Source organism: Caballeronia sp. LZ024, from assembly GCF_031451455.1.
Lineage (GTDB): Bacteria > Pseudomonadota > Gammaproteobacteria > Burkholderiales > Burkholderiaceae > Caballeronia > Caballeronia telluris.
In genome coordinates this window covers 753,577-773,563 of sequence record NZ_JARUXL010000004.1, presented here as the reverse complement: position 1 = coordinate 773,563, position 19,987 = coordinate 753,577, and the positions used below count along the sequence as shown (strand labels likewise).

Below are 19,987 nucleotides of genomic sequence, written 5' to 3'. Positions count from 1 at the left end.
CGTATGTAACAAGGTGCAAACCGGTAATTTCAAGACAAAAAACGAAAGGATTGGCACGCGCGTTGACAGTGCAAAAAAAGAATAAACCGGGTCGGAATCGCGGATTAAGGGAAGCCTGACGCGGCGCCTTTCCAATAGCGAATTAAGCGGATAAATACAAAGCGCGACGTTACGCCGCGCGAATTTGAACGGCTGCAATAAGGACTTGCGCCGGGACGCAAAACAGTGGGACACAGGCGCCGTCTAACGCGTCGCGCCACGGGCTTCGTCCGGGCGGACGTTCGATAGGCCCGGAATATGCGCGCAAATGGTATCTTCGACGACGGCCAGCGTAGTTCGGCCGCTCCATCCGCATACTCACAAGCAAAACAGGATTCGTAGTGACGAATAACACTACAACGCCGGAGCCGCCTCTCGATCCATCCGAAATGGCCGGCGCCAGCGAAACCCCGCTCATCCGGAGCGCGCTGGAGTTCCCCGTCGTGGGGCTCGGCGCCTCGGCGGGCGGCTTGCAAGCCCTGATCCGCTTCTTCGAGAACGCGCCCGCCGACATGGGAATGGCGTTCGTCGCGGTATTGCATTTGTCGCCGAATCACGTCAGCACCGCCGACGAAGTGTTGCGCCGCGCGACGCGCATGCGCGTCGTCCAGGTCAGCGAGCCGGTTCGGATCGAGCCGAACCACGTTTACGTGATCGCGCCGGCGAAGAGCCTGACGATGATCGACGGCCATCTGCGCGTGCGCGACGCGGCGCCGTCGGGCGGGCGTCCGGTCACCATCGACACGTTTTTTCGCAGTCTCGCCGACGCGCACGGCCAGCACGCGATGAGCATCGTGCTCTCGGGCACGGGCAGCGACGGCGCCGTGGGCCTCGCGCGGGTGAAGGAAGTGGGCGGGATCACATTCGCGCAGGAGCCCAACGACGCCGAATACGGCGAGATGCCGCAGAGCGCGATTGCGACGGGCCAGGTCGACCTGGTGCTGCCGGTCGTCGAGATGCCGCAGAAGCTGCTCGAACTCTGGGCGAATGCGAAGCGCATCAGCCTGCCCGCGTTCGAACCGCGCACGAAGAAGACGACGCCCGGCCCGGACGCCGGCTCGCACGCCGAAGAAGCGTTGCAGGACATTCTCGCGAGCCTGCGCGCGCGCACCGGCCACGACTTTCGCCACTACAAGCGCGCGACGATGCTGCGCCGGATCGAACGGCGGCTGCAGGTGAATGCGCTGCCCGATCTCGTCACGTATCGCGATTTTCTGCATGGCAATCTGCGCGAAACGGGCGCGCTGCTCGCCGACATGCTGATCGGCGTGACCAATTTCTTCCGCGACCGCGAGGCGTTCGAGGCCTTCGCGCGCGACGTGCTGCCCGACATCTACGAGCGCAAGCGCGACCACGACCAGGTGCGCGTCTGGGTGGCGGGCTGTTCGTCGGGCGAAGAGGCGTACACGCTCGCGATGCTCTTCACCGAGTACCAGAACGCGGCGCGCTCGCCGGCTTCGCTCCAGCTTTTCGCCACCGACATCGACGAGAGCGCGGTCGCGAAGGCGCGCACCGGCGTCTATCCGGACTCGATCATCACCGACGTCCCGCCGGACATCCTGCGCCAGTTCTTCGCGAAGAGCGCGAGCCGCTACGAGGTGCTGAAACCGGTGCGCGAGAAAATCCTGTTCGCGCTCCACAACGTGCTGCGCGATCCGCCGTTTTCGCGGCTCGACGTCGTGTCGTGCCGCAATCTCCTGATCTATCTCGACCGCACGGTGCAGCGTCAGGTGCTGGAGATGTTCCACTTCGCGCTCTATCCGAACGGGTATCTGTTCCTCGGCAGCTCGGAATCGGCGGATTCGGTGGAGGACCTCTTCAGCGTCGTCGACAAGAAACACCGCATTTATCGCGCGAAGGCGGTCGCGCAACCGCGCCGGCCCTCGATGATGCCGCCCGCCAGTCTCGGCGCGCCGGCGCAGCCTGCCGTGGCCGATCCCGCGTCCGCGCTGGCTCCGGCGCGCCGCAACTTTTCGTTCAGCGCGCTCCACCAGCGCGTGCTGGAGCAATACGCGCCGCCCAGCATCATCGTGAACCGCGATTCGAAGATCGTGCACATGTCCGAGAACGTCGGCCGCTTCTTGCGCTATGTAGGTGGCGAGCCGTCGAGCAACGTGATCGCGCTGGTGCTGCCGGAACTGCGGCTCGACCTGCGCACGGCGCTCTTCCAGGCGGTGCAGACGGGCAACAGCGTCGAGGCGCGGCGCGTGCGCCTCGTGCGCGACGAGCGCCCGTGCTACGTGACGATGACGGTGCGCCCGTTCCACGACGCCGACGCCGACGCCGACCTCGTGCTCGTGCTGTTCGACGAAGTGCAGGAGGCCATGACCGACGGGCCCCCGACCACCGGCGAAATCGGCGCCGATTCCGTGCTGATGCAACTCGAACGCGAGGTCCAGCGCAGCAAGGAGCAGTTGCAGCGCACGATCGAACAGTACGAGACGTCGACGGAAGAACTGAAGGCGTCGAACGAGGAATTGCAGGCGATCAACGAGGAACTGCGCTCGGCGACCGAGGAACTCGAAACCAGCAAGGAAGAACTGCAGTCGGTGAACGAGGAACTCGTCACCGTCAATAGCGAGCTGCAATCGAAGATCGAAGAAACCGGCAAGGCCAACGACGATCTCCAGAACCTGATCGCGTCGAGCGACATCGCGACCATCTTCGTCGACCGCGCGATGCGCGTGAAGCGTTACACGCCGAGCGCGACGGGCGTCTTCAACCTGATCGGCGCGGACGTGGGCCGCTCGCTCTTCGACATCACGCACCGCCTGCATTACCCCGAACTCGCGGACGACGTCGCCGCGACCTTCCAGTCGCTGCGCCTGATCGAACGCCAGGTGGCGAGCCACGACGAGCGCTGGTTCATCGCGCGTCTTTTGCCGTACCGCACGGGCGACGATCGCATCGACGGCGCGGTGCTGACGCTGATCGACATCACCGCGCGCCGGCGCGCCGAGGAAGAAGCGCGCGAAGGCGCCGAGCGGCTGCGGCTCGCGGCCCAGACGACCAACGACTACGCGATCATCGTGCAGGACCCGGAAGGCGTGATCCAGAGCTGGAACGCGGGCGCCGAGCGCGTGTTCGGCTATACGGAGAGCGAGGCGGTCGGCCGCAATATCGAGATGATCTTCACCGCCGAGGACCGCGCCGAGGGCGTGCCCGCGCGCGAGCGCGAGACGGCCGCCGCCGAAGGCCGCGCCGACGACGAGCGCTGGCACGTCGCGAAAAGCGGGCGCCAGGTGTTTTGCAGCGGCGTGGTGACGCCGTTGTCGGACCCGAAATTCACCGGATTTGCGAAGATCGCGCGGGATCTGACGGACCGCAAATCGGTCGAGGACCTGCGCCAGGTGCAGCTTTCGCAGGAGCGGCTCGTGCGCGAGCGCGCCGAAGCCGCGAATCGTCTGAAGGACGACTTCCTCGCCGTGCTCTCGCACGAACTGAAACATCCGCTCAATCTCATCAACGTGAAGGCGGAAATGCTGCCGCGCCTGCCGGAGTCGCGCGGCGTGCCGGCGATCGTCGAGGCCGCCGACGCGATCCAGCGCGCGGTGCTGAGCCAGGCGCAGATCATCGACGACCTGCTCGACCTGTCGCGCGTGCGCACCGGCAAGCTCGCCCTGAAGCTCGCGCTGACCGATCTGGCGCCGACATTGACGTCGATCTGCGATGCGATGGAAAGCGACGCGGCCGCGCGCGGCGTCGCGCTTTCGCTGACGGCCGCGGCCAAGCCGGCGCTCGCGAAAGTCGATCCGGTGCGCTTCGAACAGATCGTGTGGAACCTGGTCAGCAATGCGCTGAAGTTCACGCCCGCGGGCGGCAAGGTGACGATCGGCCTCACGCGTGACGGCGCGGACCTGTGCATCGAGGTGGCGGACACGGGCGAAGGCATCGAGCCGGAATTCCTGCCGCACATCTTCGACATGTTTTCGCAGGCGAACGAGGCGCGGCGCAAGTCGGGCGTCGGGCTCGGCATCGGACTCGCGCTCGTGAAGCAACTGGTCGAGATGCATGCGGGGCGCGTCGCGGTGCGCTCGGACGGCCACGGCAAGGGCACGTGCATCTCGGTGTGGCTGCCGCCCGCGAGCGACGACGCCGCGCTACCCGGCGCGCTGCCGGGCGAATCGAGCGTGCTCGCGGGATTGTCGCTGCTCGTCGTCGACGACGATGCCGAAACCGGCCACGCGCTCGGCTCGCTGCTGACGCTGGAAGGCGCGCGGGTGGCGACGGCCACGAACGGCGCCGAGGCGCTCGCCGCGCTTGGCCGCGAGCGCTACGACCTGCTCGTGTGCGACGTGGGCATGCCGGTGATGGACGGCTATCAACTGATGCGCGAAGTTCGCTCGACCTCCGTGCTCGCGGGACTGCCGGCCGTCGCCGTGACCGGATACAGCGGCGTCGTGCAGGAGCAGAAGACCTTCGACGCGGGGTTCGACGCGCATCTGACCAAGCCCGTTTCGCTCGCCGCGCTGATCGGCGCGGTGGAGCAGGTCATGCTCAAGCGGCCGTCGGGTGCGTGACGAGCGGCACGGCGCTCACTTGTGCAGCGCGTGCCGGAGTGTGGTGACGTCGCGTTGAGTGACGGGGCGCGCGTCGTTGCCCCACGACGTGCGCACGAACGTGATCACCTGCGCGATCTGCAGGTCGGTCAACTGGCCGGTGAACGACGGCATTTTTTCGCGCTTCGGCCCGCCTCGAGTTTCCGGGCTGTTTCCGCCTTCGACGAGCAGACGCACGAGCGACGTCGTATCGGCGGAAAGCACGGCCGGATTGCCCGCGAGACGCGGATACTTGCGCGGCTCGCCGCTGCCGTCCGCCTGGTGGCATTTCGCGCAATAGGCGAGATAGATGCCCGCACCGGGACGCGCCGGTTCGCCGGTGCGAAGCGCCTGCGCGCTGGCTTTCGCCGCGAGCGAACGCGGCGCGTAGGCCCCGGCGCTCTCGCGCGCGGGCAGGCTCTTCAGATAGACGGCGATCGCGTTGAGATCGTCGTCGTTCAGATACTGCGTGCTGTCCTCGACCACCTGCACCATGCTGCCGAACGCCACCTGCCCGCCGCCGTGGCCGCTCTTCAGGAACGTTGCGATGTCCGCCGCGCCGAGCCTTCCCAGACCCGCGCCGGGGTCGCCCGTGAGGTTGGGCGCGAACCAGTGATCGTTCGTTCCGCCCGTGAGAAACCGCGACGACGACTCCGTGTAGCCGCGCTCCTCGAACGCCGGTCCACGCGGCGTGTGGCACGCGCCGCAATGCCCAAGCGACTGGACGAGATACGCGCCGCGGTTCCATTGCGCGTCGCGGTCGGTGCGCGGCGCATAGCGGCCCGACGGCGCGAACGCCAGGTTCCACAGCGCGAGCGCCCAGCGCTGGTCGAACGGAAACGGCAGGCGCGTCGGCGGCGCGGCGACCGGCACGGGCACGACGCCGTGCATGAAATACGCATAGAGCGCGCGCATGTCGTCGTCGTCGATTTTCGAGAACGACGGGTAGGGCATCGCGGGGTAGAGATGCTTGCCGCCCGGCGCCACGCCTTCGCGCAACGCCCGCGCGAAATCCTCATAACGGTACTTGCCGATGCCCGCGACCGGGTCCGGCGTGATGTTGCTCGTCATGATCGTGCCGAACGGTGAGCCCATGCCGAGCCCGCCCGCGAAGGGCGCCCCGCCTTTGGGCGCGGTGTGGCAGCCGGCGCAGTCGGCGGCTTTCGCGAGATAGGCGCCGCGCGCGACGAGCGCCGCGTCCTCAGCGCCCGCGACGAGCGGCACAAGGAGCGTCACGGCGAGCAGCAGGCAAAGCACGCCGCGCTTCATCGCGATCACCACGGCTTGCAAGGCGACACGATCAGCGCCGCCGCCGCCGTGGCGAGCACGCCGAGCACGAAGATCGAACTCGCGATCACGCCGACGAGCGCCAGAAAGCGCATCGGTCCCTGGATCGGCTGCGCGGTGCGCGCGCTCTCGAGCTTCTCCTCGCGTTGGGTGGCGCGCAGGCTGCGCCACGCGGCGGCGAATCCGCCGAACGCGACGGCGAGGCACACCGCGCTGACGCCGCCGATCAGCGGGGCAAGCGACGGCACGACGGGCCGCGCGAGCGGTGTCTGGAGCGGATAGCACGTCTGCGCGGCGAGCGCCTCGCACACGCAGATCTGCACGATCCACGCGAGCGGCGCGCCGAGCAGACCGTACAACAGACTCAGCCAGTGCGAAGACGTGTGCCGGATCGCGAATCGGGAGCCGGGCGGCCGGGCGGATGGCGGATTCACGAACGGTCTCCTCAAAGAACGAAGGGGCTCAGATACAGCGTCGAAAAGATGAAGAGCCAGACGATGTCGACGAAATGCCAGTACATGCCGCCGATCGTGAGCGGCGCGTGGCGCGCTTCGTCGAAATACGCGAGCGCCGTCCAGACGAGAAGCAGCGTCAGCACCACCAGCCCGACGATCACGTGCGCCATGTGAAAGCCGGTGATCGTGAAATAAAGCGACCCGTAGAGATGCGTCGACGGGCCGTAGGGATGATCGCGCCACTCCTTCAGTTGCACGCCGACGAACACGATGCCGAGCACGATCGCAACCAGCATCGCGCAGGCGGCGTGCTTCGGCCTGCCGCGCACGACGAGGCGCTCGCACAGCCAGACGAAGCCGCTGCTCGACAGCAGGACGACCGTATTCCACGCGGCGGATGCGATCTTCGGAAGGCCCTCGGGCGGCCAGTGCGTGCCGCTTTGCGAATAGAGGTACAGGTACGAGAAGATCAGGTAGCCGAATAGCGCGGCTTCGGTGCCGATCAGCGTCCACATGCCCCAGTAGCCGCCGGGCCGGCGTCCCACGCTGCCGACGGGCAACGCGCGCGAAGGATCGTATGCGCCGAGCGGGTCAGCCATGCGCGCCTCCATGCACGTGCTCGCCTTCCGGTTCGCGTTGATGCAGCGCGCGTTCAGGCCACAGCCAGGCGATCAGCGACGCCGCGCAGCCGACGACTGACAGCGCGCAGCCCGTCCATGCATGCAAGGCCATCGCGCCGAAGAGACACGCGGCGAAGAGCCCGAGCACGAACGGCGCGAAGGAGTCGGACGGCATGCGCAGGATCGCGTCGGGACGCGCTTCGAGCGGCGTCGTCGCGAGCGCTTCGCGGCCGTGGTCGAGGATATAGCCTTCGTCGAGTTGGGAGCGTGCCGCGCCGGACGGCGTGCCGAGCCGGTCTTCCCACAACGGATGACGGCTCGCGACGAAAGGCAGTGTCGCGAAGTTGTACGGCGGCGGAGGCGAGGCGACGGACCATTCGAGCGTCGGCGCGTCCCACGGATTCGGCCCCGCGAGCGGTCCGCGCCGATAGCTCCACACGACATCGACGATGAAGACGAGCACGCCGAGCGCGAAGACGAACGAACCGATCGAGGTCAGCAGGTTGACCGTGTTCCAGCCCATGTCCGGCGCATACGTATAGACGCGGCGCGGCATGCCGAGCAGTCCCGCGATGTGCATCGGAAAGAAGCCGAGATTGAAGCCGATGAACATCGTCCAGAAGCCGAGCTTGCCGAGCCGCTCGCTCATCATGCGGCCCGTGAACTTCGGAAACCAGTAGTAGACGCCGCCGATCACCGGGAACACGTTAATGCCGAGCAGCACGTAATGCAGGTGCGCGACGACGAAGTAGGTTTCGTTCAGTTGCCAGTCGAGCGGCACGGCGGCCGTCATCACGCCCGATACGCCGCCGACCACGAACAGCAGGATGAAGCCCGCGAAGAAGTAGAACGGCGTCTTGAAGACGGGGCGCCCGGTCCAGATGGTCGCGAGCCAGGCGAAGGTCGCGACCGCGCTCGGGATCGCGATCACCATGCTCGCCGAGCCGAAGAACGCGAGCGCGAGCGCCGGAATGCCGGTCGCGAACATGTGATGAATCCACACGATGAAGCCGATCACCATCGTCGCCACCGTCGAGAGCGCGACCGGCGTGTAGCCGACGAGCGGCCGCCGGCAGAAGACCGGCAGCGCATCGGAGACGATGCCCATTGCCGGCAGCACGATCGCATAGACCCACGGATGCGCGAACATCCAGAAGAGATGCTGCCAGAGAAGCGGACGCCCGCCGTTCAATACGTCGAAGAAATGCGTGCCGAACTGACGGTCGAACCAGAGCAGCAGGAACGCGAGACTCACCGCGGGCACCGCGAGCAGGTTGCCGCCCGATGCGGTAAGCGTGCCCCATACGAGCACCGGCACGCGGTCGATCGACATGCCAGGCGCGCGCATGCGCAACAGCGTGACGACGAAGTTCGCGGACCCGACCGTCGTCGAGATGCCGAGCAGGACCATGCCGAGCGCGTAGATATCGACGTTGGGGCCGCTGTTGTGTTCGAGGCCCGCGAGCGGCACGTAGTTGAACCAGCCCGCGTTGGGCGCCTGCCCGAACGGAAAGCTCGCATAGAGAAAGACGCCCGCGAACAGAAAGAGCCAGTACGAGAGCGCGTTCAGGCGCGGGAACGCCATGTCGCGCGCACCGAGAACGAGCGGCCAGACGTAGTTCGAGAAACCCGAGAGCACCGGCAGCGCGTAGAGGAAGATCATCGTGACGCCGTGCATCGTGAAGAGCTGGCTGTACTGCGCGGGCGTGAGCACGGTCGCGTCCGGTCGCGCGAGCTGCACGCGCATGATGAGCGCCTCGACGCCGCCCATCAGCAGGAACACGAACGCGGTCACGAGATAACGCAGACCGATCGACTTGTGATCGACCGTCGAGAGCCAGCCGCGCCAGCCGGGCCCGGTTTCCCAGAGCCGTTGCAGGCGCTGCTGCGTCTCGCCCGCGAAGGGCGCGCGGCCGTGCTCGGGTACGCGCATGTTCGGATTGCCGCGGTTCATCGTCGTTCGTCAGTTGAGGGTGGCGAGATACGCCGACAGCTCTTCCGCTTCGTCGCTCGTCAGCGCGATGGAAGGCATCAGCGATTCGGGTTTGATCGACTGCGCGTGAGCGATCCAGTCGAGCTGGTTTTGCGGCGTGTTCTTCAACGCGCCCGCCGCGATCAGGCGGCGCGCGTTCAGGTGCGTCAGATCGGGCGCCTGCATGCCGTTCGCATCGGTGCCGCGAATCGCGTGACAGCCCGCGCATTTGTCGACGAAGAGCTTGTGCCCCGCGAGCGTCGACGCAGCGGGCGCGACGGGCCGCGCCTGCCGGTCGAGCCATGCGGCGAACGCCGCGCGGTCCTGCGCGACGACTTCGAATGCCATGTGCGCGTGCTGGGCACCGCAGAACTGCGTGCACTGTCCGCGATAGACGCCGGGCGCGTCGGCCTGGATCCACTGCTCGTTGGTCTGGCCGGGAATCGCCTGGGTCTTGCCCGCGAGCCTCGGGACCCAGAACGCATGAATGACGTCCGCGCTGCGCAGCACGATGCGCACGGGCTCACCCGCCGGGATATGGATCTCGTTGGCCGTGACGAAGCGGCGCGCCGAATCGGGCGAATCGTCGTAGGCGACTTTCCACCACCAGTCGTAGGCCGTCACCGTGATGGTCAATGCGGGTGTCGCGGGGGGCGCCGCGACGCGTTCGAGCGTCACGAGCGCATGCGCGAGCATCGCGGCGAGCACGAGCGTCGAGACGCCCACGCCGATCACGATCCATCGCATGCCGCTCGTGTGGATCAGTCCGCGCGCGGGCAACTCGGGCCGCCTGCGCACGATGCCCGCGATGAGCAGCACCGCGACGATCACGCAGACGGCCGTGCAGATCGCGGTGAATATCCAGCCGAGCGTGAGCGTCGGAGCGGCGGCCGGTCCTGCGGCGTGCAGGAAATAGTTGAGCGGGGCGGTGTCGTCGGCGTGCGCGGCGAGGGAGGCCATCGACGCGATGACGCCGATGACCTTCGCGGTCTGCGCGATCTCAATACGTGGCATTGCGGAGGCGAAAAACGTCGTCGGCGCGACGGTGGCTAGGCGGTGGCATGATTCGGCTCGATGACAGACGCGGACTGGGGCGTCTGTCATCGGAGCAACAGGCATGCCCGTCGGGCTGACGTAAGGCCGGGCGTCGCGTTTAGTCCTTCGAGTCCTGGCGAACCGCGCGCGCCTTGACGAGCGGATTGAAACCCGCGCTCTTGCGCGGCGCGGGCTCCGGTTCCTCGGCGCGTGGCTTGCCGCGTTTTGGCGCGGCGCCCGAAAGCTGGTTCAGCAACTCGTCGTCGTCCTCCTGCTCGGGTTCGCTGTGGCTATCGCTCTTGCTCTTGCGCACGGCAGTCGCGCCTGCATCCGCGAGATGAGCAATCACCGTGAGAAAGTCCTTGCGCGCGTTGCGAAGCGCGCGGCCCGGCATCATCGTGAGCACGACGACTTCATGCAGCGAATGATCGTCGACGCTGCGAGCGTGCGGCTCTTCATGCCAGTCGATATCGCGCTCGGCATAAGCGGCGATCACGTGATGCAGCACCGCGGGCGACAGCACGCCGGCATCGTAAAGACCGAGCACCTGCCGCTCGGCGAGCGCGAAGAGCCCGGCGCGCTGCGCGGCCGGGCTCGCGGTCTTCTTCGCGGCGCGCGCGGCCATCTACTTGCTGGCGGGCGCCACGCGCCACACCGCGTTGCCGACATCGTCCGCGACGAGCAGCGCGCCGCCATGATCGACGGCGACACCCACCGGCCTGCCACGCGCGTGACCATCCGGCGAGAGGAATCCCGTCAGGATGTTTTCGGGCGGACCCGACGGCTTGCCGTCCTGAAACGGCACGAAGACCACCTTGTAGCCACTGTGCGGCTTGCGATTCCACGATCCGTGCTGGCCGATGAACGCGCCGTTCCAGTAGTGCTGCGGGAACGCCTGCGCATCGTAGAACGTGAGGCCGAGCGACGCGGTATGCGAGCCGAGCGCATAGTCCGGCGGTATCGCGGACTGCACGAGATCCGCGCGCTGCGGCTTCACGCGGTCGTCGACATGCTGACCGTAATAGCTGTAGGGCCAGCCATAGAACGCGCCGTCTTTCACGGCCGTCATGTAGTCGGGCACGAGATCGTTGCCGAGTTCGTCGCGCTCGTTGACCACTGTCCACAGCGCGCCGCTTTGCGGCTGCCACGACATGCCGTTCGGATTGCGAAGCCCGGTCGCGAAGAGCCGCGACTGGCCGCTCGCGAGATCCACTTCCATGATCGCGGCCCGTCCGCGCTCGGCGTCGATGCCATTTTCCGCGGCGTTGCTGTTCGAACCGACCGTCACATAGAGATGCTTGCCGTCGCGGCTCGCGATGAGGTTCTTGGTCCAGTGATGATTGATCGGACCGGCCGGCAGATCGACGAACTTCTCGCCCGGCCCGGCGATGCGCGTGTCGCCCGCGTGATACTTGAAACGCAGGATGGCGTCCGTGTCGGCCACGTAGAGTTCGTCGCCGACGAGCGCCATGCCGAACGGCGAATGCAGCTTGTCGATGAAGACGGTCTGCGTTTCGGCGATGCCGTCGCCATTCGAATCGCGCAGCAGCACGATGCGGTCGGGGCTCGGCACGCCCGCGCCTGCCCGCTTCATGACCTTCTTCATCACCCAGCCCTTGATGCCCGCGTTCGCGTCGTGCTGCGCGGGGGCGTTGCTTTCGGCGACGAGCACATCGCCGTTCGGCAGCGTCGCGAGCCAGCGCGGATGATCGAGACCGGTCGCGTAGGCGGTCACGTTGAAGCCGGCGGGCGCGGTCGGCTTCTCGCCTTCAGTCCACGGCGACGCGGGCGCGATGTTGACCGTCGGCATCAGCGACTTCTTCTGGGGCGCCGGCAACTCGGGATCGAGACCGAAGCCGATCGTGTCCTGATCGGCGGCATGGCTGCTCGCGGCGAGCGTCAGCGCGACGAGCGAAGCAGCAACGGCGGCGAGCGGCCGCCGCGCACACGAAGTGGGTGGACGCATCGGTTCAGCCTCCGCCGACGCCCTGAATTACCTTGCCCGTGCCGCCGCACGCTTCGCATTTCGCGCCGTCCTTGGTGCCCGAACCATTGCAGACGGGACACAGGTCCTCGCCGCTGCCGGGTGTGCCGGGCTCGGCTTCGTCGCCGGGATTGAGGGGAGGTTGCTGGGCCATGATTCGCTCCTTGCGCGGTGGCTCGATAGTGAGAGCGATGCAGCAAAGAACATTCCAGCGTCGATTCATAACCGGGAACGTCCGATGCTTCAGTCAATGTGCGGTGAACACCGCGCACTGGCTGACACAGGAGGCACTATGGGCGACAACACGCAACACCAGCAGTCGGGCAATCAGCCGTCGAATCCGAATCAATCGGACAAGCAACCGGGGCAACAGCAACAAAGCCAGCAATCCGGCCAGAAGCAGCAGAACCAGACGCCGCCGCAGCATCAGGGCGGTCAACGTCAACCTTGAAGACGGCGCGCGGCCTCGCCGCATGGCGAGGCCGCGCATTACATCAAGGCCTGCGCCCAAACGCTTCGCGCAGCCGCTTCTTTGCCAGATCGAGTGTGTTGCGGCGCGTCTTAGGCAGATTGCGTCCCGCGCGATTGATATAGAAATTGAGCATCGACATGGCGGACTGGAACGGCGTGCCCTTGCGCCGCTTGCTTTTCTCCGACGATCGCTTGAGCGAATCCGCGATCTCCTGTGCATTGCCTTTCTTGAAGATGTCGCCTTCGATATCCATCGCATCGCTCGTTTCCATCACGTGATGCGACCATCGTTTCGGGCTCTTGGCGGTCTTCTTCGCCGTCGATGTTTTCTTCTTCGCGCTCGCCAGTGCGTGACGCTGGCGCGTGCCGCGCCTCGTCTTCGATGTTTTGCGGCTTGCTGGCATCTGTGGAACTCCCAGTGTTAGCGAATGGTTTGTTACCCGATGAGCTTGTGCGCCTCGCGCAGCGCCTCGACAATCGCGCGATACGCCTTTTCGCGCGACTCGGGATCGGGCGCGCGCAACACGAAGGAAGGATGGTAGGTCGCGACGACCACGCGGCCGTCATGCTCGATCGCATGTCCCATCGACGCCTGCAGCTTCGCGCTTGAGCTTTGCAGCACGGACTTCAGCGCCGTCGCTCCCAGCGCGACGATCACCTTCGGACCGACGTTGCCGGTTTCCTTCTCGATCCAGTAATGACAGGCGTCGATCTCGCGTTGCGCGGGCGTCTTGTGCATGCGCCGCTTGCCGCGCGGCTCCCATTTGAAATGCTTGACCGCATTGGTCACGTAGGCCTTCTTGCGCTCGACGCCCGCTTCTTCGAGCGCGCGATCCAGCATCGCGCCCGCCGGTCCGACGAACGGCTTGCCCTGCAGGTCTTCCTGATCGCCGGGCTGCTCGCCGACGATCATCAGCGGCGCATGTCGCGGTCCGGCGCCGGGCACCGCCTGCGTCGCGTCCTTCCATAGCGGGCAGCGGCGGCACGCATCGAGCGATGCCGGTTCCTGATCCGGTTCGAAGCCGGGAAGCGTTCGGGTCGCCATCGTTCAGCCCTTCGCGGCCGCGCGGGCGGCATCGAGCGTGAGCGTTTCGCGCATCGCTTCGGCGAGTCGCGCGGTCTGCTCCTCCCGCTCGCACGCGACCACCGCGCCGACCTTGCCATCCTTCAGCAGATACGCGAGGAACTGCTGCGCGTCGAGGTCGCCGTCGATGACCATGTCGTCCGGTTCGGTGACATGCCCGACATAGTCGAAGCGCTTGCCGAAGTGATAGGTCCAGAAGTACGGGACGCCTTCGTAGACGCGGCTCGCGCCCGCCATGTTGTATGCGGCGACGCGCGCGTGCTGCTGCGCGACGCGCCAGTGCTCGATACGCAACCGCGTTTGCGCGCGCGGCAGCGTGAAGCGCGCGACGTCGCCTGCCGCGAAAAGTCCGGGCGCCGCGCGCATGCCGGAATCGACGTCGATGCCGCCGTCGTCCGCGAGCGCGATGCCCGATACGAACGATGTCGCCGGCTTCACTCCGGTGCCGACGATCACGACATCGGCCGCGATGCGCTCGCCATCGTCGAGCACGACCGTCTGCACTGCGGCATCGCCCTCGAACGCGGCGACGTTCCGCTCCATGCGAAACGAAACGCCATTGTGCTCGTGCAGTTGTTTGAACATGACGCCGATCCGCTCGCCGAACTGCTTCGCGAATGGCACCTTTTGCGGCGCCACGACAATCGTCTCGATGTTGCGCTTGCGCAGGCACGAAGCCGCTTCGAGCCCGATAAAGCTCGCGCCGACGATCACGGCGCGCTTGCAATGCTGCAAGGCGTCGACGATGGCGCTCGCATCGTCGCGATTGCGCAGGAGGTGGATGTTCGCGAGCTTCGCGCCGGGCACGCCGAGCGGTTGAGGCGTGCCGCCGGTGCAGACGAGCGCGGCGTCGTAATCGACGGTCGTGCCGTTCGCCAATTGCGCGCGCCGCTTCGATGCATCGAGCGCGACCACATCGGATTCGACCCGCTCGATCCGCTGTGCGGAAAAAAGCGCGGGATCGAAGAGAGGAGGAACGTCGCCGGGCGGCATATCGCCGGCCAGAACGAATTTAGACAGCGCGGTGCGGTCATACGGCAACGACGCATCGGTTCCCGCGAGCACAATGCGTCCGTCGAATCCGGCTTCGCGCAGCGTCACACATGCGGCGGCGCCCGCGGCGCCCGCGCCTGCCACCAGCATCGTGGCGGTTCCGCCTGCCGGCGCGCGCGCTTTCGCGTCGAGCGGCTCGGGCGATACGTACACGTCGCCATCTTCGATAGCCAACGCATAGCGCGTCAGTCCATGCAGCGCGGGCGGTTCGACGAGCGAGCCGTCGCTGATCTCGAACGTTCCCTTGTGCCAGGGGCAAACGATCCGTCCATGACAAAGCGCGCCCTTTTCGAGCGGCGCGCCCGCATGCGGACAATCGGCGGTGTACGCGTGAACGGTGTCGCCATCGCGCACCAGCAAGATCGGCGTCTCGCCGATCTTCACGCGCGTGCCGCGTTCCAGTGGCAAGTCGGCGAGGCGCGCGACTTTTTCCATCGAGGGCTGCATTGGCGTTCTCCCGTGTCTCGCGTGTGGATCACATGAGCACGCCGCAGCAATTCGCGGACCGCGACCCCGACGGCCTTACATGGCTTCGGTCACCGCGCGCAGGAACTGCTTCGTGCGCTCGTGCTGCGGCGCGGAGAAGAACTGCTGCGGCGGCGCCTGCTCGACGATCTTCCCTTGCGAGAAGAAGCACACGCGGTCGGCGAATTCCTTCGCGAAGCCCATCTGGTGCGTGACCATCAGCATCGTCAGGTCGTGCTCGTGGCCGAGCTTGCGGATCACGTTGAGCACTTCGCCGCACAGTTCGGGATCGAGCGCGGACGTCACTTCGTCGAACAGCATCACCTTCGGGCGCATCGCGAGCGCACGCGCGATCGCCACGCGCTGCTGTTGTCCGCCCGACAGCTGCGACGGATAGTGATTGCACTTGTCCGCGAGACCGACCATCGAGAGCAGTTCGCGGCCGCGCTCGGTCGCTTCCTTCTTCGACATGCCGAGCACGCTCAAGGGCGCTTCGATCGTGTTCTGCAGCGCGCTCATGTGCGGAAAGAGATTGAAGCTCTGGAACACCATGCCGATCTTGCTGCGCACCTGACGCACGTGGCGGTCGGATGCGGGCACGAGCGCGCCGTTCTTCATCTGGTGCGTGAGCGGCTCGCCTTCGACTTCGATCACGCCATCGGTCAGCGGATCGAGCGTCATCAATACGCGCAGCAGCGTGGACTTGCCCGAGCCGCTCGGCCCGATGATCGCGACCTTCTCGTTGCGCGCGACGTCGAGGTCGAGTGCGTCGAGCACGGTCAGCGATCCATAGCGCTTCGTCACGCCCCGGAAGCGGACCATCGGCGCGGTGGCGGCTGCGTCGGCGGCTGCGCCGAGCGCAGGGTCGAGATCTCGTTTCATCTGCTTCTCCTGAAGTTCCATCAGCGGGCACCGCCGGGCCGGGTCTGGGTTGCGTGAAGCATACGGACTTGCGGATTGAAGATCATGGCAGCCTCACGCGTCGTTCGAGGTGGCGCACGCCCGAGGCGAACGTCACGCTGATCAAAAGAAAGAACAGGCCCGTCATCGTGATCGGTTCGAGATAGCGGAACGTCTCGGAGCCGATGTTCTTCGCCTGCTGCATCAGCTCGACGACCGTGATCGCGGAGAGCACCGGCGTGTCCTTGAACATCGCGACGAGGTAGTTGCCGAGCGCGGGAATGATCGGACGGATCGCCTGCGGCAGGATCACGCCGCCATACGTGCGCCACGGCGAGAGCGACAGCGCACAGGCCGCTTCCCACTGGCCGCGCGCGACGCCGTTGAGTCCCGCGCGATACACCTCGGACACGTAGCACGCATAGTGCACCGCAATGCCGATCGTGCCCGCCATCAGCGCGGACATCGTGATGCCGTAAAGCGGCGCGACATAGAAGAGCACGTAGACCTGGATCAGGAGCGGCGTGCTGCGGATGAATTCGACGAAGAGCGCGGTCGGCTTCGAGACCGCCTGAATCTCGCTGCGGCGCAGGATCGCGAGAACGAGGCCGAGCACGAGCGCGATCGCAAAGCCGACGAGCGTGATGCCGATGGTGTACATCGAGGCGCGCAACAGAGCCGGCAGGATGTGCAGCGCATAGTTCATGTCGAAGAAATGGGTCATGGCGCGGTCCTCGGCGTGCGGCGGGCGATGTGGCTGCTGAAGCGCCGTTCGAAGTGCCGCATAACGAGCGAGATGACCTGTGCGAGCACGAAGTAGATGACGAGCGTGAGCGCGAAGATTTCGGCCGTCTTGAACGTCGATTCGTCGAGCTGGCGCGCGCGGAACGTGAGGTCCGAGAGCGTGATGAGCGAGACGAGCGACGTGCCCTTGAGCAGTTCGATCATCAGGTTGGTCGCGGGCGGCAGCGCGTTGATCATCGCCTGCGGCAGCACGATGCGGCGCATCCGGGTGGCCGCCGGCATGTTGAGCGCGATGGCGGCTTCATACTGTCCGCCCGGCACCGAACGCAGCGCGCCGCGCAGGATTTCGGAGCCATACGCGCCATAGTGCAGCCCGAGGCCGACAATGGCTACCGTGAACGGAGTCAGTTCCAGATTGAACGGCGGCAGCGGCAGCACGAAGAAGAACCAGAAGAGCTGCACGAGCAGCGACGTGCCGCGAAAGACTTCGACGTAGGCATTGCCCAGCCATCGCACGGGTCGCCACGGCGCGGTGCGCAGCACGGTCGCGACGCCTGCCATCACGATCGCGAGCAGGATGCTGTAGAACGCGATTTCGATGGTGACGAGGGTGCCCTTCATCAACAGGGGCATGAGTTCACGCATGGCGGTTCCTCGCTTGAACTGGCTGGCGCGTGACGGAAGATCCGGTGCGCCCTGAATCACGCGAAGCGGCGTAACGGTACGCCGCTTCACTTCACATCAGCCGCCGCACAACTCGGCGGTGGTCTTCTTCGGCAGGTTGCTCTTGTCGAAGCCAAAGGGCGCGACCGTCTTCAGATGGTCTTCCGTGCCGAGCCAGGCATGCAACTGCTTGTTCACTGCGTCGCGCAGGTCCGTGTCGTCGGGACGGAAGGCCAGGGCGCCGTAGCCGGTGTGCTTCGGATCGTCCTTGAAGTCGGCGATGGCTTCCAGTTGCGGGCCGCCCTTCGTGGCGAGACCCTTCATCGTGAGCGCGGTGCCGACGGCAGCATCGGCGCGGCGCGCGCGCACGGCCTGCAGTTGCGCGGTCGTGTCGGGCACCTGGAGGATCTGGTCGTCCTTGATGCCGGCTTCGCGCGAATAGCCCAGTTCGGCCGTGCCGGCCATCACAGCAAGTTTCGTGTCCGGTGCCTTGGCGACGTCGCCGTAGCTCTTCAGACCTTTCGGATTGCCCTTCAGCACGAGCAGCGTGTCGGGAATCTCGTACTGCGGATCGGCGAATGCCACTTGCTTGCAGCGCTCGGGCGTCACGTACATGCCGGCCGCGATCACGTCGAAGCGGCCTGCGCGCAGGCCGGGAATCAGCGCGCCCCATTCGGTCAGCACGGCATCGACTTTCTTCACGCCGAGCTTCGCGAAGATCTTCTTGGCGATCTCCGGCGACTCGCCCGTCACGGTGCCATCGGGCGTCGTGTAGGCGAACGGGTTTTCATTCGCGTAACCGATGCGCACCTCGCCCGTGCGCTGGATGCGCTGCAAGGTGGTTTCCGCGCTCGCGGCCGGCGCATGTGCGGCCAACCCCGTGGCTGCCACGACACACAGCGCCCCCAGCATTCCAGACACTCGCTTGATTTGCATGTTGATCCCGTTCGGTGGTTCGTTATTCAGCGTGGTGGGTTGCGCCGCACACTCTTCCGGCGCCCTGGCCGGATGCTCGCTAACCCTTAGCCGACCTTGACTGGCAAGGTATTGCGGGTGTTGCGTAACACAGCCATGAACGCAGCATACAAAGCCATATATTTGTTCCGATTGCTCTAGGACAATTATTTTCCGCGCGGGTTTGGTGCCACTATGAAGGGGCTCGGCGCCGCACTCGGGCCGGGGTGTTCGGAGCAGTTTGATGCTGAAGGGCTTCCATAGAAGCACAGAAACGATCAAAGACATGTGAACATCGAAGGAGCGAAAGTGAACGACCGATGGCGCGAGGCGGTGCAAACCGTGCAAGGCGCGCAGTCCAAGTACAAGCGCCTCGTGAAGGCGATAGCGAACGACATCGAGAACGCGGCACTCGCTTCCGGCGCGCGCTTGCCGCCGCAGCGCGATGTCGCGGCGGACCTCGGCATCAGCGTGCAGACGGTCACGAACGCCTACAAGGAACTGGAGCGGCAAGGCCTGATCCGCTGCGAGGTGGGGCGCGGCAGCTTCGTCGCGGAACGCGTCACCGAGACCATGTCGAACTACATGCTCGATACGGCCGAGCGCTCCGTCGTCGATTTCTCGATCGCGCGCATCGTTCATACCGCCGAGCACGACGCGATGTGGCGCAAGGTCTGCGCGACGCTCGCAACCGTCGACGACCAGCCGTGGATACGCGCGTTCCGGCCCATCGCGGGCTTCGAGCATCATCGCCAGGCGGGCGTCGAATGGCTCGCGTCGCTCAATATGCCGGCGAACGCCGACACGCTACTCGTGACGAACGGCGCGGCGCACGGCATCTTTCTCGCGCTCGCTTCCATCGTCGGTCCGGGCGATACCGTGCTGTGCGAAAGCCTCACGGATCACGGCGTGATCGGCTCGGCGAACGTGCTGGGCTTTACGCTGAAGGGGCTCGAGATCGACGAGCACGGCATCCGCCCCGAGCACTTCGAGGAGATGTGCGACAGCGAGCGCGTCTCCGCGCTCGTCTGCACGCCGACGCTGAACAATCCGACCGTCGCGATGATGCCCGATTCGCGGCGTCGCGCGATCGCCCGCATTGCGGAGCGCTACGGCGTCTACGTGATCGAGGACGATGTCTACGGCGCGCTGCCCGCGAAGGCGCAGACGCCCATTGCGAGCCTGATCCCGGAACGCGCGTTCTACTGCACGAGCATGACGAAGTCGGTGTTGAGCGGCCTGCGCACCGGCTACCTGACGATGCCGCCGCGCCTCGCGCTGCGCGCCGAAAGTGTGCTGCGCGTGAGCAGCTGGATGGCGACCTCGCCGATCGCGGAAGTGGCGACGCGCTGGATCTTCGACGGCACCGCGCAACGCCTAGTCGAAATCCAGCGCGAGCGGCTCGCCAAGCGCCAGGCCATCGTGCGCGAAGCGCTCGGCAGCTACGTGCTCGGCAGTCATCCGCACGCGCTTTCCGTCTGGCTGCGCGTGCCCGACTACTGGCAGGCGGAGCGCATCACGCGCGAGTTGCGCAATCGCGACATCGCGGTGACTTCGCCCGATCCGTTTCTCGTGCGCGGCGCCGAGCGTCCGAACGCGGTGCGCCTCTGCGTAGGCGCCGAAGTGACCGACGCGACCTTTCGCAACGCCATCGAAACGATCCGCGCCGTGTTCGAGCAATACCCGCATGTGCACGACTTCAACTGAAATGATCTAGGACATT

The 19,987-nt window shown here is 66.1% G+C and carries 18 protein-coding genes; 3 read left to right on the top strand and 15 right to left on the bottom strand.

Features of this window, described 5'->3' with window-relative positions:
* Positions 1-428 precede the first annotated feature (428 nt).
* Complete coding sequence (locus QCE48_RS25695; protein ID WP_404982310.1) at positions 429-4,559, top strand: CheR family methyltransferase; 4,131 nt, start codon at positions 429-431, stop codon at positions 4,557-4,559.
* A 15-nt stretch (positions 4,560-4,574) separates the two neighbouring features.
* Here QCE48_RS25695 and QCE48_RS25690 read toward each other — a convergent pair whose 3' ends face one another.
* From QCE48_RS25690 to QCE48_RS25655, 8 genes are all read right to left on the bottom strand, one after another.
* Positions 4,575-5,846: a cytochrome c gene (locus tag QCE48_RS25690; protein ID WP_309783790.1), complete on the bottom strand. Its 1,272-nt coding sequence runs from the start codon at positions 5,844-5,846 to the stop codon at positions 4,575-4,577.
* Positions 5,847-5,851: 5 nt separating this feature from the next.
* Entirely contained in the window at positions 5,852-6,298 is a 447-nt protein-coding gene (locus tag QCE48_RS25685; protein ID WP_309783183.1) for a hypothetical protein, read from the bottom strand.
* An 11-nt stretch (positions 6,299-6,309) separates the two neighbouring features.
* Entirely contained in the window at positions 6,310-6,918 is a 609-nt protein-coding gene (locus QCE48_RS25680) for a cytochrome c oxidase subunit 3 (RefSeq protein ID WP_309783182.1), read from the bottom strand.
* Positions 6,911-8,893, bottom strand: coding sequence for a cytochrome c oxidase subunit I (ctaD, locus tag QCE48_RS25675; RefSeq protein WP_404982171.1), 1,983 nt, complete (start codon positions 8,891-8,893; stop codon positions 6,911-6,913). Before ctaD ends, QCE48_RS25680 begins: the two co-directional genes overlap by 8 nt.
* A gap of 9 nt (positions 8,894-8,902) precedes the next feature.
* Positions 8,903-9,925, bottom strand: a complete 1,023-nt coding sequence (gene coxB, locus QCE48_RS25670; protein WP_404982169.1) for a cytochrome c oxidase subunit II — start codon at positions 9,923-9,925, stop codon at positions 8,903-8,905.
* 139 nt (positions 9,926-10,064) lie between these two features.
* Positions 10,065-10,571 carry a hypothetical protein gene (locus QCE48_RS25665; protein ID WP_309783181.1) on the bottom strand — a complete coding sequence of 169 codons (507 nt, stop codon included), beginning with the start codon at positions 10,569-10,571 and terminating at the stop codon, positions 10,065-10,067.
* Positions 10,572-11,912 carry a sorbosone dehydrogenase family protein gene (locus QCE48_RS25660; RefSeq protein WP_309783179.1) on the bottom strand — a complete coding sequence of 447 codons (1,341 nt, stop codon included), beginning with the start codon at positions 11,910-11,912 and terminating at the stop codon, positions 10,572-10,574.
* Between the two features lie 4 nt (positions 11,913-11,916).
* Entirely contained in the window at positions 11,917-12,084 is a 168-nt protein-coding gene (locus tag QCE48_RS25655) for a hypothetical protein (protein ID WP_309783176.1), read from the bottom strand.
* A gap of 138 nt (positions 12,085-12,222) precedes the next feature.
* Here QCE48_RS25655 and QCE48_RS25650 point away from each other — a divergent pair, with 138 nt between their 5' ends.
* Positions 12,223-12,381, top strand: a complete 159-nt coding sequence (locus tag QCE48_RS25650) for a hypothetical protein (protein WP_309783175.1) — start codon at positions 12,223-12,225, stop codon at positions 12,379-12,381.
* A 43-nt stretch (positions 12,382-12,424) separates the two neighbouring features.
* On the opposite strand, the gene QCE48_RS25645 is transcribed toward QCE48_RS25650, so the two are convergent.
* The 7 genes from QCE48_RS25645 to ehuB all read right to left on the bottom strand — a co-directional run bounded on the left by QCE48_RS25645 (position 12,425) and on the right by ehuB (position 18,246).
* Positions 12,425-12,805, bottom strand: a complete 381-nt coding sequence (locus QCE48_RS25645) for a DUF3175 domain-containing protein (protein ID WP_309783173.1) — start codon at positions 12,803-12,805, stop codon at positions 12,425-12,427.
* Between the two features lie 32 nt (positions 12,806-12,837).
* A complete protein-coding gene (locus tag QCE48_RS25640) occupies positions 12,838-13,446 on the bottom strand; it encodes a UdgX family uracil-DNA binding protein (RefSeq protein WP_309783171.1) in 609 nt (202 codons plus the stop codon).
* 3 nt (positions 13,447-13,449) lie between these two features.
* On the bottom strand, positions 13,450-14,985 hold the full coding sequence (locus tag QCE48_RS25635) for an FAD-dependent oxidoreductase (protein WP_309783170.1): 1,536 nt from the start codon (positions 14,983-14,985) through the stop codon (positions 13,450-13,452).
* A gap of 75 nt (positions 14,986-15,060) precedes the next feature.
* Positions 15,061-15,885: an ectoine/hydroxyectoine ABC transporter ATP-binding protein EhuA gene (gene ehuA / locus QCE48_RS25630; RefSeq protein ID WP_309783168.1), complete on the bottom strand. Its 825-nt coding sequence runs from the start codon at positions 15,883-15,885 to the stop codon at positions 15,061-15,063.
* Between the two features lie 82 nt (positions 15,886-15,967).
* Entirely contained in the window at positions 15,968-16,627 is a 660-nt protein-coding gene (gene ehuD, locus QCE48_RS25625) for an ectoine/hydroxyectoine ABC transporter permease subunit EhuD (protein ID WP_309783166.1), read from the bottom strand.
* Positions 16,624-17,292: an ectoine/hydroxyectoine ABC transporter permease subunit EhuC gene (gene ehuC, locus QCE48_RS25620; protein WP_309783164.1), complete on the bottom strand. Its 669-nt coding sequence runs from the start codon at positions 17,290-17,292 to the stop codon at positions 16,624-16,626. Before ehuC ends, ehuD begins: the two co-directional genes overlap by 4 nt.
* 96 nt (positions 17,293-17,388) lie before the next feature.
* A complete protein-coding gene (ehuB, locus tag QCE48_RS25615) occupies positions 17,389-18,246 on the bottom strand; it encodes an ectoine/hydroxyectoine ABC transporter substrate-binding protein EhuB (RefSeq protein WP_309783163.1) in 858 nt (285 codons plus the stop codon).
* Between the two features lie 327 nt (positions 18,247-18,573).
* Here ehuB and QCE48_RS25610 point away from each other — a divergent pair, with 327 nt between their 5' ends.
* Positions 18,574-19,971 carry a PLP-dependent aminotransferase family protein gene (locus tag QCE48_RS25610; protein ID WP_404982164.1) on the top strand — a complete coding sequence of 466 codons (1,398 nt, stop codon included), beginning with the start codon at positions 18,574-18,576 and terminating at the stop codon, positions 19,969-19,971.
* Positions 19,972-19,987 lie beyond the last annotated feature (16 nt).

What these genes read in the sequence shown, in the direction of transcription:
- QCE48_RS25665 (WP_309783181.1), bottom strand. Translation starts at nt 10,571, where the DNA reads ATGGCCGCGCGCGCCGCGAAGAAGACCGCGAGCCCGGCCGCGCAGCGC.
- ehuB (WP_309783163.1), bottom strand. Translation starts at nt 18,246, where the DNA reads ATGCAAATCAAGCGAGTGTCTGGAATGCTGGGGGCGCTGTGTGTCGTG.
- QCE48_RS25650 (WP_309783175.1), top strand. Translation starts at nt 12,223, where the DNA reads ATGGGCGACAACACGCAACACCAGCAGTCGGGCAATCAGCCGTCGAAT.
- QCE48_RS25660 (WP_309783179.1), bottom strand. Translation starts at nt 11,912, where the DNA reads ATGCGTCCACCCACTTCGTGTGCGCGGCGGCCGCTCGCCGCCGTTGCT.
- QCE48_RS25645 (WP_309783173.1), bottom strand. Translation starts at nt 12,805, where the DNA reads ATGCCAGCAAGCCGCAAAACATCGAAGACGAGGCGCGGCACGCGCCAG.
- QCE48_RS25640 (WP_309783171.1), bottom strand. Translation starts at nt 13,446, where the DNA reads ATGGCGACCCGAACGCTTCCCGGCTTCGAACCGGATCAGGAACCGGCA.
- ehuD (WP_309783166.1), bottom strand. Translation starts at nt 16,627, where the DNA reads ATGACCCATTTCTTCGACATGAACTATGCGCTGCACATCCTGCCGGCT.
- QCE48_RS25655 (WP_309783176.1), bottom strand. Translation starts at nt 12,084, where the DNA reads ATGGCCCAGCAACCTCCCCTCAATCCCGGCGACGAAGCCGAGCCCGGC.
- QCE48_RS25680 (WP_309783182.1), bottom strand. Translation starts at nt 6,918, where the DNA reads ATGGCTGACCCGCTCGGCGCATACGATCCTTCGCGCGCGTTGCCCGTC.
- QCE48_RS25690 (WP_309783790.1), bottom strand. Translation starts at nt 5,846, where the DNA reads ATGAAGCGCGGCGTGCTTTGCCTGCTGCTCGCCGTGACGCTCCTTGTG.
- ctaD (WP_404982171.1), bottom strand. Translation starts at nt 8,893, where the DNA reads ATGAACCGCGGCAATCCGAACATGCGCGTACCCGAGCACGGCCGCGCG.
- coxB (WP_404982169.1), bottom strand. Translation starts at nt 9,925, where the DNA reads ATGCCACGTATTGAGATCGCGCAGACCGCGAAGGTCATCGGCGTCATC.
- ehuA (WP_309783168.1), bottom strand. Translation starts at nt 15,885, where the DNA reads ATGAAACGAGATCTCGACCCTGCGCTCGGCGCAGCCGCCGACGCAGCC.
- QCE48_RS25635 (WP_309783170.1), bottom strand. Translation starts at nt 14,985, where the DNA reads ATGCAGCCCTCGATGGAAAAAGTCGCGCGCCTCGCCGACTTGCCACTG.
- QCE48_RS25695 (WP_404982310.1), top strand. Translation starts at nt 429, where the DNA reads ATGGCCGGCGCCAGCGAAACCCCGCTCATCCGGAGCGCGCTGGAGTTC.
- ehuC (WP_309783164.1), bottom strand. Translation starts at nt 17,292, where the DNA reads ATGCGTGAACTCATGCCCCTGTTGATGAAGGGCACCCTCGTCACCATC.